Raw genomic sequence first — 16,265 nt, forward strand, 5'->3', positions numbered from 1 at the left:
CTTACCGTTAGGCGGGGAGACGACGAGAATAACGGAAAAAGGCGTGGGTCTGGAACCCGAAGCCGGTCGCGATCAAGGCGTATCGGCGGGTTCGAACTGGTCCCATGAATGACGATGGCCGTTACGGAAAACTCGGTCGGACAGCGCCGTGCAGCATGGCGCGCAAGGGCGATTTTGATTGGCCCGGCTGCGCTGGCGATCGGCGTGTTCATGGTCGTACCGCTGCTGCTCATGGCCTGGATTTCGATCCACGAGCGCGACTTCTCCGGCAGTGTGGTCTGGGACAGCTACTCCCCGGAAGCCTATCTGCGCTTCATCTTCGAGCGCAATCTGGACGACAGCCTGTCCTGGAACTTCGATTACCTGTCGATCATCCTTCGATCTGTTTGGCTGTCCGCCATCACGACCGCCCTGTCCTTGCTGGTCGGATTTCCGACCGCGCTTTTCATGGCGACCCGGTCGGAAAAATGGCGCGCGATCCTGGTGTTCCTGGTGACGATCCCCTTCTGGACTAACCTGCTGGTACGCAACTATGCCTGGATCCTGCTGTTGCGCGACCACGGGACGATCAATTCTTTCCTGCTTTGGACCGGGATTATCGGCGAGCCGCTGCCGCTGCTGCACAATGGGTTCGCGGTTTCGGTCGGCCTGACCTATTCCTTCCTGCCCTTCATGGTACTGCCGATCTACGCCAGCCTTGAAAAGCTGGACCCGCGGCTGATCGAGGCATCCTTCGATCTCTACGCCAACCGGGTCCGGACGCTGTGGCATATCGTGCTGCCCGCTGCGAAACCGGGGATCATCGCGGGATCGATCCTGGTCTTCGTCCCCTGTCTCGGGTCCTATGTGACGCCGGAACTGCTGGGCGGCGGCAAGACCATGATGATCGGCAACCTGATCGGACTGCAATTCGGCGCGGCCCGGAATTGGCCCTTCGGCGCGGCGCTTGGCTTCGCGCTGCTGTCCCTGGTTCTGATCGCCATGACGATCTATGCGCTGAAGGCGCGGCCGAAAGCGGGGTCGCAATGACGGTACGATCCTTGATCTCCTCACCGATCCGCCGCGCCGCGCCGGGGGATGCCAAACACTGGCCGGGTGTCGCCTTCATGGCGGTCCTGTTCTTCGCCTATGTCTATTTGCCGATCGCCGTTCTGATCGCCCTGTCCTTCAACGCCAATGAGTTGGTGACGATCTGGTCGGGCTTTTCCATCGACTGGTATGTGAAGGCGCTGCAGAACGAGGAGATGCTGCGGGCGGCGAAGAATTCGCTGATCATCGCGGTGGTCGCGGCCACCGCCTCGACCGCGCTGGCCACACTGGCCGCCGTGCGGATGGCGCGGGACCGGTTCGTCGGCCAGTCGGCGATGAATGTGATGATCGCCCTGCCTTTGACGGTTCCGGAAATCGTGACCGCCGTCGCGACGCTGATGTTCTTCGCGATGGTCGGTATCACTCAGGGCCTGATCACCGTCATGATTGCCCATACGGTGTTCTGCATCCCCTTCGCCTATCTGCCGATCCGCGCCCGGTTGGAGGGCCTGGACCCGAAACTTATCGAGGCCGCCGGCGATCTTTACGCGACCCCTGGCAAGGCTTTCCGCAAAGTGACCCTGCCGCTGATCATGCCGGGGATCATCTCCGGCGCGGTCCTGGCCTTCATCATCTCGCTTGATGATTTCGTCACCACCTTCTTTGTCGGCGGCGCCGGGTCCACCACACTTCCCATCTACATCTTCGGCCTGATCCGGGTCGGCGTGTCGCCGGAGGTCAATGCGATCTCGTCGATCATGCTGCTGGTCTCGGTCGCACTGGTTTCGCTTTCACTTCTGCTCGGTAGAGGACGCGGGCAGACGCAACACCGATAACCGTCCTCGCAACAGGAGAAACGGGAGACAAAGATGAAGAAAATGTCCCATATCCTCGGCGGGCTCGCGCTCTCCGTGGGCTTGACCCTCGGCGGTGCGGCATCGGCGCAGGAACTGCATCTGTACAACTGGTCCAACTATTTCCCGCCGGATCTGCTGAAGAAGTACGAGGCGGAAACCGGCGTGAAGGTCACGATCGACAATTACGCGTCGGAAGAGGACCTTCTGGCCAAGCTGCAGGCCGGCGGCGGCGGATATGACGTGATCTTCCCCGGCCCGACGACGCTGGGCACGATGATCGAGAAAGGCCTGGTCGCGAATATCGGCGTCAACAAGATGGAGAATTTCGGCAACGTGCTGCCGCCGTTCCAGACGCTGTCCGTCGACGCCGACCGGTCCTATTCCGCGCCCTATATGTGGGGTACGACGGGCTTCACCTATGACCCGGCCATGGTCCCCGGCGGTGAGCTGGAGCAGAGCTGGAAGGAGTTGTTCGAGCCGCGCGACGAGCTGAAAGGCAATATCGCGATGCTGAACGAGATGAGCGACGTCTGGAATGCCGCCGCCTATTATCTGGGCGTCGACAAATGCACCGAGGATTCCGGCGAGGCGCAGAAGATTCTCGACCTTCTGATGGCGCAGAAGCCGCATGTGAAAGTCTATTCGAACGACGGCACGATCGACCGGATGTCCGCCGGCGAGGTCGCGGTCCATATGCAGTGGAACGGTGCCGCGCACCGCGTGAAGAAGAACAAGCCGGACGCCGTCTATGTCTATCCGAAAGAGGGGGTCACCTTCTGGACCGATACGCTGGCGGTGCCTGCCAACGCGCCGAATATGGACGCGGCGAAAGCCTTCGTGAACTGGATGATGGATCCGGAAAATGCGGCGATCGCGTCGAACTACACCGGCTATTCCAACGCGATCCGCGGCTCCGGCGAGTTTCTGGACGCCAGCCTGTCCTCCGATCCGGCGGTCAACATGCCGGAGGAATACGGCGAGCGCCTGTCGGGCTTCAAGCAGTGCAGCCCCGCGTCCAAGCAACTGCGTGAGCGGGTCTGGACGAAGCTGAAATCCTAACCCGGTTTCGGTTCCAAACGACAAGGGCCGGCCCCATCGGGCCGGCCCTTTCGCGTTTCCGAAAACGGCGCTGTATCAGGCCAGCGCGGCGTCCAGATCTTCCAGAAGATCTTCCACATCCTCCAGACCGACCGACAGGCGAACCGTGCCGTCGTCGATCCCCAGATGGGCGCGCTCTTCCGGCTTCAGGCGCTGGTGGGTCGTCGTCGCCGGATGGGTCACCAGGCTCTTGGCGTCGCCCAGATTGTTGGAAATATCCCAGAGCCGCAGCCGATTCAGCACATCGAAGGCACGCGCCTTGCCCCCCGGCAGCGTGAAGGTCACCAGGGTTCCGAAGCCGCTCATCTGGCGCTTCGCCAGATCATGCTGCGGATGGCTTTCCAGGCCCGGATAACGCACGGACTGGACATTGCCATGCCCTTCCAGGAAGCGCGCGATGCGGTCGGCGTTCTCGCACATCCGTTCGACCCGCAGCGGCAATGTTTCCAGCCCCTTCACCATGATCCAGGCGTTGAACGGGCTCATGGACGGGCCGGTATGGCGATAGAACGGTTCGAACACGTCCTTGATGTACTTCTTTGTGCCCAGGACCGCGCCGCCCATTGTCCGTCCCTGACCGTCGATATGCTTGGTCGCCGAATAGGTGACGATATCGGCACCCAGTTCCAGCGGACGCTGCAGCATCGGCGTGGCGAAGACATTGTCGACCACGACCTTCGCACCGGCGCCATGGGCCAAGGCGGAGACCACTTCCAGATCGACCAGATCCAGCATCGGATTGGACGGGGTTTCGACGAAAACCGCGTCGGCCCGGTCCTTCAACGCGGACGCCCATTGGTCCAGATCGTGCCCGTCGACAAAGGTCGTCGACACGCCGAAGCGCGGCAGGATTTCAGAACAAATGATATAGCAGGACCCGAACAGCGCCCGCGACGCGACCACCCGCTTGCCCTGCCCCAGGAAACAGGCCAGCGCCGAGAAGATCGCGGCCATGCCGCTGGAGGTGGCACGGCAATCCTCGGCCCCTTCCAGACGGGCCAGGCGTTCCTCGAACATGCCGACCGTGGGATTGGCATAGCGCGAATACATGAAATTGTCGGTTTCGCCCTTGAACGACGCCTCCGCCTGCTCGGCACTGTCATAGACATAGCCGGAGGTCAGGAAGAGCCCTTCGCTGGTCTCCCGAAACTGGGACCGGTCCAGACCGCCCCGCACCAATTCCGTCTGGCGCCGATAACGCCGCCCGGTCAATCCGCCATCCATCTTTCCGCGATCCTTCTTCACCTGGCGCGCCGATCCTGCGGGATCAGCCTTGCGCCCACGGCAGGCCCGCGACCTTCCAGCCGCCGACCCGTCCGCGATGGCCCTCGCCATCCTTGTCGCCCTCGAACCCTTCGAGGATGTTGTAACAGCGGGAAAAGCCCGCCTGTGTCAGGGCCGCCGCCGCACCCTGGCTGCGCTGGCCGGAGCGGCAGAGGAACAGCAGCGCCGGATCGCCACCGCCGACCGCGCCCTTTACCTGCTCCACGAATTCGGCGTTCGACACACCGCCCGGGAAGCGGATCCATTCGACCAGGACCGTCTGCTTGCCCAGCCCGTCCAGAACCGGCACGCCGACAAACTGCCATTCCGCCGCCGTCCGCACGTCGATCAGAACGGAATCCTTCTCGTCCTCGAGAATTTTCCAGGCGTCTTTCGGCGCAATGTCGCCGGCATAGGCTCCGCTCATTTTGGTCCCCTAGATTTGATCGTTCACACCCCGTTGCCGTCGCGACGCGCGCGCTCAACCACCGGAGATACGGCGTTTAGCAGCATTTCACACAAAAGAAAAGGTAAATTATGAATTCCCGCAGATCAGTCTGCGACGACCACGCCGTGATCCAGCATGTCCTGCCGCGCCTGGGCCAGGGACCCGTCCATATCGATGGCCCGGCACCCGGCACCGATCACGGTCACCTCGAATCCCAGTTTCGCAGCATCGACGGCCGAGAACCGAACACAGAAATCCGTCGCCAGCCCGGCCATGACCAATTTGGTGACGCCGCGCGACCTCAGATATCCTTCCAGGCCGGTCGGCGTCACGTGATCGTTCTCGAAAAAGGCAGAATAGGAATCGATGGCGGACCGGTAGCCCTTCCGCACGATCAGATCCGCGGCATCCGTATCCAGATCCTTGTGGAAGGCGGCGCCATTGCTGCCCTGGACGCAATGCGTCGGCCACAGGACCTGCGGCCCGTAAGGCGCTTCGACCAACGAAAATGGCGCAGCGCCCTCGGTATTCGCAGCAAAGGAAAAATGGTCAGCCGGGTGCCAATCCTGGGTCAGCACCTTCACAGGATAGGCGGTCATCAGATCGTTGATCACCGGCACCACGGAATCCCCATCCGCGACCGCCAGCGCCCCCCCCGGACAGAAATCATTCTGAACATCGATGGCGATAAAGGCGGTATCTTCGGCGGTCATCCGCATCCTCCGGCTGTCTGGTCAGCGCGAGTTTTCCACGTCCCTGCCGGGGCCGCAAGAACCGGGTGGCGCACCACGCGGCCGGACAGGCACGCTCCGGTTTCCCTCAAATTGCCGGTTCAGGACGCCATGCCGCTTCGTTTCATACCCATCCCGACCGCCGTCGCGCGGGCCCTGCAATCCGGCTCGCCGGACGCCAACGGCCAGATACCGGAGCGCCACATATCGGATGGGGACGGCAATCCGTGTCGGCACTGTCTGCGTCCGGTGCCGAAGGGGGACGAAATGCTGATCCTCAGCTATCGACCATTTCCCGCGCCCCAGCCCTATGCGGAAACCGGGCCGATCTTCCTATGTGCAGACGCGTGTCCGGCACCGTCGGACAGCCACCGCATGCCGGCGATCTTCGACGGTGTCCGGGACGTTCTGATCAAGGGCTATGGTCCGGATGACCGGATCCGCTATGGCACCGGCCGTATCGTCGACACAATGGAGGCAGAAGCGGCGATGGTTGCCATATTCGACGACCCGGCCGTTACCTACATTCATATCCGCTCGGCCCGGAACAACTGCTTCCAATGCCGGGTGGAACGCGGCTGATCAGTTTTCCACGGTAATCGTGGCGGTGATCGGCCGGCCGTCCTTGGCATAGGCGCGGTGGTCATTGGTATTCAGCGTTACGGCGATCTGATGCGGGCCCGGCGGCAACGGATCGGTGACAAATTCCGGCGCGAACAGCCGTCCGATCTTGACGTTGTCGATATAGTAATGGGCATGACCCTGGTTCGGGACATGCGCCGAGTCCACCGCCGATTTCTCCAGATCGAAGTCGCCGATATCCACGGCAATCCGCCAGCGCCCCTCGCCCTCCGGCTGCGCCGTCAAGGTAATGGCTGGGACGGGCTCGTCGGCCGAGGGTTCATAGAGGCCGGCCCGCAGCGTCAGTTCCGAACGCGGCACCAGGGCCTCGACCCGCGCCTTGATCGCGACCTCTCCGGCATTCTGAAATATCAGGGTCATCGGGATCAACTGACCTTCGCGCAGAGGTTCGTCGATGCCCAGCAATTCCAAATGGGCCGTTTCCGCACTCAGCGCGGTCGAACCGCCCGACGGGACGACAACGAACTCCTCTCCTTTGGAATCCCGGCCGACCGTTGGACCATGGAACCCGCAGTTTCCGGCATAGTCGCTGACCGCGCCGATCAGAATGTCGGGGGTGTGCGAGGTATTGGTCAGGGTCATGAAGACCATCGCGTCACCCGGCTGCGTATCGGTGGCGACCAGTCGGGGCGATTCGACCAGAACGCCGCCCGACGTACCGCGAAACAGGAAAAACGCCGCCGCCCCGATCACCAGGGCCGCAGCCAGACCGACACCGAGAATTCTAAGAGTCATACCCGCCCCAACCGTTACGAAGTACAGAGTTTGACTTGCATGTCTCGGACGGTTCAAGCCCAATTCCGCCGCGGGATAATCGGGGGACAATTGTGCCGAGGCGGTTGTTACTTGGAATGGGCCTGATTCTGGCGGTCGTGCTTTACGGCACCGCCGCCTGGGCCCATACGGCGGAACGCGGCTTCATCCTGTTGCTGCCTACGGAGTATTATTTGTTGGGTGGCACTCTGTCGGTCGCCGTTTCTTTCGCGGTCTTGATCGTCGTTGCACCGAGGCGGATCGTCGAAAGGGCCGCTCCGCGCCTGACCCTACCCTGGCCGCGGGCGGAGTGGTTGGATGACGGCATCGCCGCGCTGTCCTTCTTGTTGTTTGCCTTTCTGATCTATTGTGGCGTCGAGGGGACGCGCGATCCGCTGACCAACCCGTTACCGCAGGCCGTCTGGACCATCGGCTGGGTGGGCGTCACGGTATTGCATGCGGTGCTGGGAAATTTCTGGACGGTGCTCAACCCCTGGCGCTTTCCGGTGCGCCTTCTACGCCGGGCCGCGGGACTGACAGCCATCGGGGACGGACCGATCGGCCTTCCCGCGCGCGTCACGGGCTGGCCCGCCATCGCGTTCTTTCTGGCCATCGCCTGGTTCGAACTGGTCGACCTCGCGCCGGACGATCCCGACCGGTTGGCCGTCGCGGTGGCAGGTTATTGGCTGATCCATCTTCTGGGCGCCTTGATTTTTGGTGAGGCGCGATGGCTCAACGCGGCGGAGCCCTTGACGATTCTGTTCCGCTATCTGGCACTCATCGCGCCCGTGGCAGTGGAGCGCCGCGACGGCGACCGGCGTCTGTCTTTCGCCTGGCCCGGCGCCCGCATCCTGCAGGCCGAAGCGCCCCCGGCCGCAGTTGCCCTGTTCCTGCTGCTGACCCTGGCGACGGTATCCTTCGACGGCCTGAACATGACCTTCTGGTGGCTGGGATTGAACGGCATCAATCCCTTGGAGTTCCCGGGACGGTCCGCCGTCACCGGCGTCAATTCGGTCGGTCTCGCGGCGGCCTGGATCGCCCTTGCGGCCCTTTACGGCGCGACGGTCTGGCTTGGCCAAAAGCTGGGACGGGGGGAGTTTCTGACGGCGTTCCGGCTGTTCGTCCTGTCGATTCTGCCAATCTCACTCGCCTATCACCTGTCGCATTACCTGACCGTGTTGATGGTCAACGGGCAATGGGCCCTGGTCGCAGCCAATGACCCGTTGGGCCGGGGCGCGAACCTTTTGGGTCTCGAGAGTTTTCGGGTGACGACGTCCTTTCTGAACGTTGCGGAGGATGTCGAACGCCTGTGGCAGTTCCAAGTGGCGGTGATTGTTCTGGGCCATATCCTGGCCGTCGTCCTGGCGCATGGCCTGAGCGGTCGCCTGACCTATCGCACCCAACGTTTTCAAACACTTGCCCAGTTTCCGATGGCGCTGCTGATGATCCTCTACACGCTGTTCGGTCTTTGGCTTCTCTCATCGCCGACAGGCGGCTAAGGTAAGCGGCACTAGACAGAAATTTGTTTGTGTGCGTACGATTTTCCCAAGAGCACAACCGCGTGGGGGCGGAACCGTGCCATCCATACCTGAACAGGAGGTTTCGTGATGACCGATCAGGGACCCAAGTCGACTACACAGAAAAAGCAGTTTAGCCGCCGCGACACGCTGAAGACCGTCGCGGCCGGTGGTTTGGCCGCGGCGGCATTGCCCCTGGCCGGACGTTTCAATCAAGCTCACAGCGCCGAACCCATCCGAATCGGCTTCCAGGCTCACCGCACCGGGATCGGCGCCGCCTATGGCCGCTGGTACGAGCGGACGACCATGGCGGCCGCCCAGCTGATCAACGACGGTGGCGGCATCAACGGACGCCCGGTCGAAATCGTCACCGAAGACGACGGGACCGATCCGAAACGGGGTGCCGAAGTGGTCGAGAAATTCGCCATTCAGCACAAGACCGACATCGTTTTCGGGACGCTGTTCAGCCATGTCGTCATCGGCTCCGCGCCGCGGGCGGGCGAGCTGAAGATCCCGTATTTCGTGGTCAGCGAAGGACACCATGTCGCCAGCGGCAAGCTGAACCGATATGTCCTGCAGCCGGGCATCACCGATGTGAAGAGCCAGGTTCAGTCCATGGCACCGTGGGTCAGCGGCAATCTGGGCAAGAAGGTCACGATGATCTTCCCCGATTTCGCCTTCGGTCACGATCACCGGGACTATTTCTCGGCTGCCATTGCCGCCCAGGGCGGCGAGGTGATCGAGAAGATCGCGATCCCGCCGACGGAGACCAACTTCTTCAAATACTTCCCGCGCATCCCGAAGGAAACCGAGGTTCTGTACCATGTCATGGTCGGCCCCGGCGTCCTGACCTTCGTGAAGGAAATGGGCCAGTTCTTCGGCGGCGACCGTCCGGAAATCTTCGGCTTCATCGACAGTCTGGAAGCCGTCGATCTTGCCAGCCCGGGTCTGGAAGCCCTGGAAGGCACCTATTTCTGGGAGGCCTTTCCGCGCTATGCCCAGAATGACGGGGCCAACCCGCATGACGCCTTCTATCGCGAGAAGGTCGGTGTCGATGCGAATGGCGCCAGCCTGAACGACCCGAAGGACATCTCGACCTATTCCCATATGTTCGGCTGCTGGGAGACCCTGCATATCATCAAACAGGGAATGGAAGCCGCCGGGTATCAGGGACCGGACGATCGTGCCAAATTGGTCGAGGCGGTGGAAAGCTTCACCGAATTCCCCGAGAGCCAGGCGCATCCGCAGGGCATGAAGACCTTCAATGGCAAGACCCACCAGGCCTTCGGTATTCAGAGCATCAGCAAGGTCAACGAAGGCAAGCTTGGCGTCGTGCATCGCACCTCCATTGAGGACAGCCTGTACGAGCCGGAAGTCGACTACACGCAGATGCCGCTGTAAGGCGCATCGCCGGATTGTTGACCGGACCACCGCCGGCCGTATGAACGGCCGGCGGCGGATCCGAAGCTGAAGGTCTTTCCCGTTGGATTACGGTACGTTTTTTCTGATCGCCTCAATGGAAGGCGCCGTGCAGGCGGCTGTCCTGGCCCTGACGGCGCTGGGCCTGTCGCTGGTCTTCGGCGTCATGCGCGTCGTCAATGTCGCTCATGGCGAGTTCTATATGCTGGGCGCGGTCGTCGCCTATTGGGTTTCCAGCCAGATTTCCGGCTCTCCGCTGCTGGGTTTCGTGGCCGCGCTGATCCTCAGCCCGCTGCTGGTCGGCGTATTGGCCGCCGTGGCGGATCGCCTGATCCTGAAGCGCCTGAACTACGATCCGGAGGCGACGATCGTCGCCACGATCGGGCTGCTCTACATCCTGCAGCAGGCGGCGCTGACCCTGCACGGGCCGGTGCCGACCGCCGTTGCTGCGCCGTTCGATTTCTATGTTCGGTTCCCCGGCTTCGGTTATTCCGGCTACAAGCTGTTCGTGATCGTTGCCTGCATCGCGCTGATGCTGGGCACCTGGTTCCTGCTGGCCAAGACCCGGATTGGGCTGGTCATGCGCGCGACCCAGTATGACCGCGAGACCGCCCAGGCCTTCGGCATTCCCGTCGACCGGGTCTATGCCGGTGTCTTCGCGCTGGGTGCGGCCCTGGCCGCCATCGCAGCGGTGCTGATCGTTCCGACCCAACAGGCCTATTATCTGATGGGCGGCGACCCGCTGCTGCTGTCCTTTATCGTCGTCATCATCGGCGGGTTGGGAAGCCTGCGCGGGACCGTCGTTGCCGCGATCCTGATCGGGATGAGCGACGGCATCATTTCGACCCTGTTCGAACCGACCCTGGCGAAGATGATCGCCACGGCACTGGTCGCGCTGGTCCTTGTCTTCCGCCCCACGGGCCTGTTCGGGACGGTGGCGCGATGAACCGGATTCTGGGACTTCATATCGGCGTCATCGCATTGCTGCTCGCGCTGCATTTCGTGCTGCCGGACTATCACCATGTCAGCCTGGCGCGGATCCTCGTCCTGACGGTCTATGCCCTCGGCTACAATCTGCTGTTCGGCTATACCGGATTGCTCAGCCTGGGCCATGCCCTGTTCTTCGCCGCCGGTCTGTATGGCGCCGGCATGTCGATGCAGGCCTATGGCTGGACCGCCGGGCCGGGCTTCCTGTTCGGATTTTCCTGCGCGATCCTGATGGCGCTGGGCATTGGATTGCTTGCGCTGCGCACCGCCGGGGTGTCCTTCATGATCGTCACCCTGATGTTCTCTCAGGTGGGTTATCTGACGACCCTGTATTTCAACGAGCACACGCGCGGCGACGAGGGTTTCGTCATTCCGCTGGAACTGCGGCAGGTCTTCAGCATCGACCTGTCCGTCGAAGACACCCGCTATCTGGCGGCCCTGGCCCTGTTCGCCGTGGCGGTCCTGATCAAGCTCGCCATCGTGCGCTCGCCGACCGGCCGCATTCTGGTCGCGATCCGAGAGAACGAGGAACGCACGCGGATGCTGGGATACGACCCGTTCCGCTACAAGCTGACCGCACTGGTCCTGTCCGGCGCCTTCGCCGGGGCGTCCGGGGCCGCCTATGGCATTCTGTTCGGCTATGTCGGCGCCAGTTTCGCATCGATCCAGTATTCGATCCTGCCGCTGCTCTATGTCCTGATGGGTGGGGTCGGAACGGTACTGGGTCCGCTGGTCGGGACAGTCGCCATGTTCTATCTGATCGATATCGCCAGCGGCCTGACCTCGGCCTATCTGTTCTTCGTCGGTGCGGCGCTGGTCATCCTGATCCTGGTCGCGCCCAAGGGCATTCTGGGCAGTATCCGCGACCGCTGGGCGAGGTGGCTGCCATGACCCTGCTGAGCGCCCGGAACCTGTCCAAGAATTTCGGCGGCCTGACCGCCGTGAAGGACGTCGACTTTGACCTGCCGGAAGGCGAGATCCGCGCCATTATCGGTCCGAACGGGGCCGGCAAGTCGACCCTGGTCGGCCTGATCAGCGGCAGGATCAAACCGACCACCGGATCGATTTCCTTCCAGGACCGCGACATCACCCGCCTGCCTGCCCACCGCCGCGTGGCGCAGGGCATCGCCTATACGTTCCAGATCACCAGCGTTTTCGCCAATCTGACCTGCCGGGAGAACATCCTGCTGCCGGCGCAGCGCGGCGCCCTTGCCGCCGCCGGGCCGTTCGGGCGGATCGACACGGATGCCCTGAACGAAAAGGCCGAGGAAATCCTGGCCCGCGTCGGGCTCGGCGACCGTGCGGATACCAAGGCGACCGAAATGGCCTACGGTCACCAGCGCCTGTTGGAGGTCGGCATGGGGCTGGCGCTGGATGCCAAGCTGCTGATCCTGGACGAGCCGACGCAAGGCCTGTCGGATTCGGAAATCGCCAATTTCCTGGACCTGATCCGTGGCGTTGCGCGGGACACGACGGTCCTGCTGATCGAACACAACATGACGGTCGTCATGGAACTGGCGCAGCGCATCACGGTGATGAATTTCGGCGAGATCCTGGCGGAAGGCACGCCGGAGGAAATCCGCGCCGACGATGCCGTCCAACGCGCCTATCTGGGGGGCTGACGGGATGCTGACAGTCGACGGAATCGATTGCTTCTATGGCGACGTTCAGGTCCTGCGCGGCTTTTCGCTCGCGGTGGACGCGGGCGAAATTCTCTGTCTGCTGGGCCGCAACGGCGCCGGCAAGACGACGGCCCTGAAGGCGATCATGGGCCTGGTACCGCCGCGCGCCGGAAAGGTGACGATCGACGGCACGGATCTGACCAGCCTGCCGGCCCATGAGGCCCCGAAACGCGGGCTGGGCTATGTACCGCAGGGCCGCCGCCTATTCGGGGAACTGACCGTGGCAGAGAATATCGAGATCGGCCTGATGGTGAACGGGCACGGCAAGGACACGCGCGAGAAGGTGCTGGACCTGTTCCCGGTCCTGCGCGAACGCCTGTCCCAGGTTTCCGGCAAGCTGAGCGGCGGCGAACAGCAGATGCTGGCCATGGCCCGGGCCCTGTGCACGGAACCCAAGGTTCTGCTGATGGACGAGCCGACGGAGGGGCTGCAACCCTCCATGATCTCCCGCATCCGGGAAGTGGTTCTGTCGCTGAAACAGACCGGTGTCGCGACCATCCTGGTCGAACAGCGCGTCGATGCCGTCCTGCCCGTCGCGGACCGGGTCGCCTTCATCGAAAACGGCGTCAACCGCGACACCGTCCCGGTCCAGACCCTGCGCGACGATCCGGACCTGCTGCACCGCTATGTCGGGGTTTAGGGTTCGCCCTCCGCTAAAACGGGAACTCTTCCATCGTTTGTCCGTCATTCCCGCGAAGGCGGGAATCCAGGGCCGCATGCAGGTTGGGTTGCCTTACCGGGACGACGGCGTCGATTACTCTTCCGCCGCCTTTTTCATTTCCAGCACGCGGTTGAAACCGTCGCGGCGGGGGATTCCCATCGCCTTGGCATAGGCGTCGCCAAGTGCCTTGGTGGGAAGACCGGCGGCGACCAGCGATTCCAGCATACGTTCCACCGCGTCGCCGTCGACGGGCAGCGCAGCCTCGCCCTCGTCGGCGGGCGCTGCGCCGCCGATCAGCAGGACCAGTTCGCCGTTCACCGCTTCGCCTTCGGTAATGTCGGAAAGGATTTCCGCGGCGGTGCCGGTCAGGACCTTTTCCCCGAACTTGGTCAGGTTACGACACAGAGCCATCGGACGGTCGGGCAGAATTTCCGCCGCCTCTTCCAGCGCCTTGTCGATCCGGTGCGGCGCTTCGAAACAGACCGTGGTGTATGTCGCGGAGGTCAGTTCCTCGAAGCGCCGTTTGCGCAGGGTCGGCTTGCGCGGCAGGAAACCGATGAAGCGGAAATCGTCGGTCGGCAGTCCGGCCAGCGACAGGGCGGTGGTCACGGCATCGGGGCCGGGCACCGTCGTGACGGTCAACCCTTCTTCGCGGGCCGCGCGGACCAGATGAAAACCCGGATCGGAAACCGTCGGCATGCCCGCTTCCGACACCAGCGCGATGCGCGCGCCGTCGCGCAGGCGCCGTACGATATCCGGGGCGCGGTCGCGCTCATTGTGGTCGTGATAGGCGGTCAGAGACAGATCGTCCAAACCGAAGCCGGACAGCAGCGATTTGGTCGTCCGCGTATCTTCGCACAGGATCAGGTCGACGCTTTGCAGCACTGACAGGGCACGCGGCGACAGATCGTCCAGATTGCCGATCGGCGTGCCCACCAGATAGAGGATGCCGTCGCCATCCTGCTCTGCCTTCTCGTCCGGCGAGACCGTAACCTCCAGTTCCGCGCCCGGCTGCTGCAGCGCCGCGATCAGATCGCGGTCCAGCGCGTGAGAACCCTTGTCCGCACCGACACAGAAGGTGCGCGGCTCCGGGGTCGGCATGCGGCGGAAGATCAGCGGCGCGCCGGCGGCGAATTTCGGATTGATCCGGGCGCTGGCCGTATCCTCGTACTCGCCGCAGCGCAAAGTGATGCGCACCGCACCGCGCAGGCTCAACAGCGCCGCTTCGTCATACTCCGCCTCTACCCCGATGATACAGGTCCCCGCCGCCGTGATCGACGGATCGCGGGTCAGCTCGAATGTCTTGGCATGGGACGCCCGGATATTGGGATGCCCCTTACAGCGGATGGTGACGGATTTTCCGGTTGCGCTCATCGCCGCAAGATCGAAGCCGGGGGGTGGAAAGTCAATCTTCCGCCTCCGCGTCGATCATCAGCGTGCTACGGGCGGAACCGCGCACGAGGTGCCGGCCCCAGGCCGTCCGAACCGGCGGATCGCCATGGATCAGCTCGCGATGCGTCATGCGGAACCCCGCCGCCGCATAGACTTCCGGCAGCGTTTCCGACTCTGCCGGATCCTCGATGTCGCTCATGCCGAGCCGTTCCAGATAAGGGCGATCCTCGAACACGGAATAGTTCAGCAGAACCGACAGGCTCGCCCCCGGCTTACAGACCGCGCGCAATAGGCGCAGATGGTCGAGCGACGGTTCGGAGACGATCCGCATAAGCGACCCCCAGGGATACTGGACGGTCAATTCGTCGACGAGGCCCTCGAAGGGTCCCGGAAGGCGTTCCGCCGCCGCCCGGACGAACAAAGCGTTTGGCAAGCCACCCTTCTTGACCGACGCCCCGGCGGCGCGGGCCGATTTCGACATGTTTTCCGCCACCGCGTCGACACCGATGACCAGCTTGTCCGGAAAGTCCTTTGCAAGATCGAGAACGAACTTGCCCTGCCCCGTCCCGACATCCATCGCGACCGCCACGTAATCCGCGCGGCGCACGGCCAAGCCTTCCGACTCCAGCGGCACCGTCTTCTTGCCCAGAACAATGTCGAACGCGCTCACGCCTCGGACCTGCTAGCCGTTCAGAAAGTCGCAGATATGCCCCGCATACCGGTCCTCGTCCAGGGCCACCGCGATCCGATCCTTGGACGGCAGTCCCGGCAGATCGGACGCCTTGCCCCCGTTGCGCAGCGCCAACAGCGTCTCATAGGCGGCATTCATCGCCGCCGCGATCGGCTGATGCCCGGTCAGCAGAACACGGACATTCCGGGACGCCAGATATTCCGGGTTTTTCAGCTCCGGCCCGGCGCCTCCCAGAACAATAGGCAGATCGGTCGCGCCGGACACGATGTCCAGGCAATCCTTGTCCGGTACGCCGACCAGGAAGATCGCGTCGACCCCTGCCTCGGTATAGGCGGCGACGCGGCGGCGGCATTCGTCCGCCCCCGCGATCTGGGCGGCACTGGTCCGGCCGCAGACGACAAGGTCCGGATCCGGTTTCGCGGCCATGGCGGCTCGCATCTTCCCGACGCCTTCCTCCAACGGGATCAGCCGGGCTTTCCCCTCGGAACCGAACGGCGCCGGCAGGTCGGTATCTTCGATGGACAAGGCGGACACGCCCGCCGCTTCCAATTCTTCCACCGTGCGCATGACGTTCAGCGCGTTGCCATACCCATGATCGGCATCGACCAGGAGCGGCAGGTCCGACGCCCGCCCGATGCGCGCAGCTTGATCCGCGAACTCCGTCAGCGTCAGGACAATGTGGTCCGGCGCGCCCAGGACGGTCATGGAGGCGGTGGATCCGGCCAGAATGCCGATCTCATACCCGATATCCCGGGCCAGGCGCGCGGTCATCGGATCATAGACCGATGCGGGCGAGACGCAGCTCTCCCCGGTCAGTACCGACCGAAACCGTTGCCGGCGATCCGTCCAACGCGCCATGTCTTCCTCCCCCGAAATTGCTCTATACCACCAGTCTAGAGCGGTATGCGTTCAGTTGAAACCGCCTGAGACGCCGTCTTCGGTTTCCTGGTTAGGAGCGGCGCGCGTGGCGATGCGGGGCATCGGGAGCGTGCCGCGACGCGGTCCAGGGAGCCGAACACGGCGCCAAAGGTCGGCATGGCGCGCCGTCGGATTTGTCGCGACGGCTGGACGATGCCCCGCATCGCCTGCGCCGAC

General features: G+C 63.3%; 17 protein-coding genes. 10 read left to right on the plus strand and 7 right to left on the minus strand.

What is annotated here, in order from left to right; genetic code table 11:
• Positions 1-108 precede the first annotated feature (108 nt).
• From ACO06O_RS20135 to ACO06O_RS20145, 3 genes are read left to right on the plus strand one after another with little or no spacing between them, the layout of a single operon-like run.
• Positions 109-1,029 (plus strand): ABC transporter permease, encoded by a 921-nt coding sequence (locus ACO06O_RS20135; protein ID WP_421884033.1) that lies wholly within the window; start codon positions 109-111, stop codon positions 1,027-1,029.
• Positions 1,026-1,865 carry an ABC transporter permease gene (locus ACO06O_RS20140; protein WP_421884037.1) on the plus strand — a complete coding sequence of 280 codons (840 nt, stop codon included), beginning with the start codon at positions 1,026-1,028 and terminating at the stop codon, positions 1,863-1,865. The genes ACO06O_RS20135 and ACO06O_RS20140 overlap by 4 nt, the downstream gene beginning before the upstream one ends.
• A 33-nt stretch (positions 1,866-1,898) precedes the next feature.
• The gene (locus ACO06O_RS20145) at positions 1,899-2,945 is read left to right on the plus strand and encodes an extracellular solute-binding protein (RefSeq protein ID WP_420420326.1); all 1,047 of its coding nucleotides are present in this window, start codon (positions 1,899-1,901) and stop codon (positions 2,943-2,945) included.
• Between the two features lie 75 nt (positions 2,946-3,020).
• On the opposite strand, the gene ACO06O_RS20150 is transcribed toward ACO06O_RS20145, so the two are convergent.
• The 3 genes from ACO06O_RS20150 to pncA all read right to left on the minus strand — a co-directional run bounded on the left by ACO06O_RS20150 (position 3,021) and on the right by pncA (position 5,408).
• Positions 3,021-4,208 carry an O-succinylhomoserine sulfhydrylase gene (locus tag ACO06O_RS20150; protein ID WP_421884176.1) on the minus strand — a complete coding sequence of 396 codons (1,188 nt, stop codon included), beginning with the start codon at positions 4,206-4,208 and terminating at the stop codon, positions 3,021-3,023.
• Between the two features lie 43 nt (positions 4,209-4,251).
• Positions 4,252-4,674: a rhodanese-like domain-containing protein gene (locus tag ACO06O_RS20155; RefSeq protein WP_420420325.1), complete on the minus strand. Its 423-nt coding sequence runs from the start codon at positions 4,672-4,674 to the stop codon at positions 4,252-4,254.
• A gap of 125 nt (positions 4,675-4,799) precedes the next feature.
• Positions 4,800-5,408, minus strand: coding sequence for a bifunctional nicotinamidase/pyrazinamidase (gene pncA / locus ACO06O_RS20160; RefSeq protein WP_421884041.1), 609 nt, complete (start codon positions 5,406-5,408; stop codon positions 4,800-4,802).
• Between the two features lie 129 nt (positions 5,409-5,537).
• Here pncA and ACO06O_RS20165 point away from each other — a divergent pair, with 129 nt between their 5' ends.
• A complete protein-coding gene (locus ACO06O_RS20165) occupies positions 5,538-6,008 on the plus strand; it encodes a DUF1203 domain-containing protein (protein WP_421884045.1) in 471 nt (156 codons plus the stop codon).
• Here ACO06O_RS20165 and ACO06O_RS20170 read toward each other — a convergent pair whose 3' ends face one another.
• Positions 6,009-6,803, minus strand: a complete 795-nt coding sequence (locus ACO06O_RS20170; protein WP_421884049.1) for a copper chaperone PCu(A)C — start codon at positions 6,801-6,803, stop codon at positions 6,009-6,011.
• Between the two features lie 116 nt (positions 6,804-6,919).
• Between ACO06O_RS20170 and ACO06O_RS20175 the strand changes: the two genes are divergently transcribed.
• From ACO06O_RS20175 to ACO06O_RS20200, 6 genes are all read left to right on the plus strand, one after another.
• Positions 6,920-8,320, plus strand: coding sequence for a hypothetical protein (locus tag ACO06O_RS20175; RefSeq protein WP_421884053.1), 1,401 nt, complete (start codon positions 6,920-6,922; stop codon positions 8,318-8,320).
• Between the two features lie 108 nt (positions 8,321-8,428).
• The gene (locus ACO06O_RS20180; protein ID WP_421884056.1) at positions 8,429-9,739 is read left to right on the plus strand and encodes an ABC transporter substrate-binding protein; all 1,311 of its coding nucleotides are present in this window, start codon (positions 8,429-8,431) and stop codon (positions 9,737-9,739) included.
• Positions 9,740-9,821: 82 nt separating this feature from the next.
• Positions 9,822-10,703, plus strand: coding sequence for a branched-chain amino acid ABC transporter permease (locus ACO06O_RS20185; protein ID WP_421884058.1), 882 nt, complete (start codon positions 9,822-9,824; stop codon positions 10,701-10,703).
• Positions 10,700-11,635, plus strand: a complete 936-nt coding sequence (locus tag ACO06O_RS20190) for a branched-chain amino acid ABC transporter permease (protein ID WP_420420318.1) — start codon at positions 10,700-10,702, stop codon at positions 11,633-11,635. The genes ACO06O_RS20185 and ACO06O_RS20190 overlap by 4 nt, the downstream gene beginning before the upstream one ends.
• Positions 11,632-12,366 (plus strand): ABC transporter ATP-binding protein, encoded by a 735-nt coding sequence (locus ACO06O_RS20195; protein WP_421884061.1) that lies wholly within the window; start codon positions 11,632-11,634, stop codon positions 12,364-12,366. The genes ACO06O_RS20190 and ACO06O_RS20195 overlap by 4 nt, the downstream gene beginning before the upstream one ends.
• A gap of 4 nt (positions 12,367-12,370) precedes the next feature.
• Entirely contained in the window at positions 12,371-13,066 is a 696-nt protein-coding gene (locus ACO06O_RS20200; protein WP_421884064.1) for an ABC transporter ATP-binding protein, read from the plus strand.
• 114 nt (positions 13,067-13,180) lie between these two features.
• Here the strand turns inward: ACO06O_RS20200 and rsmI are convergent, their stop codons facing one another.
• Genes rsmI through ACO06O_RS20215 form a run of 3 tightly spaced genes read right to left on the minus strand, consistent with a single transcriptional unit; the run spans position 13,181 to position 16,028 of the window.
• The gene (rsmI, locus tag ACO06O_RS20205; RefSeq protein WP_421884067.1) at positions 13,181-14,461 is read right to left on the minus strand and encodes a 16S rRNA (cytidine(1402)-2'-O)-methyltransferase; all 1,281 of its coding nucleotides are present in this window, start codon (positions 14,459-14,461) and stop codon (positions 13,181-13,183) included.
• A gap of 31 nt (positions 14,462-14,492) precedes the next feature.
• A complete protein-coding gene (locus ACO06O_RS20210) occupies positions 14,493-15,149 on the minus strand; it encodes a class I SAM-dependent methyltransferase (protein WP_421884071.1) in 657 nt (218 codons plus the stop codon).
• Between the two features lie 12 nt (positions 15,150-15,161).
• Positions 15,162-16,028: an isocitrate lyase/PEP mutase family protein gene (locus tag ACO06O_RS20215; protein WP_421884075.1), complete on the minus strand. Its 867-nt coding sequence runs from the start codon at positions 16,026-16,028 to the stop codon at positions 15,162-15,164.
• Positions 16,029-16,265: the final 237 nt, after the last annotated feature.

Origin of the sequence: Pacificispira sp., from assembly GCF_965228185.1 — a bacterium.
Taxonomy (GTDB): domain Bacteria; phylum Pseudomonadota; class Alphaproteobacteria; order UBA8366; family Aestuariispiraceae; genus Pacificispira.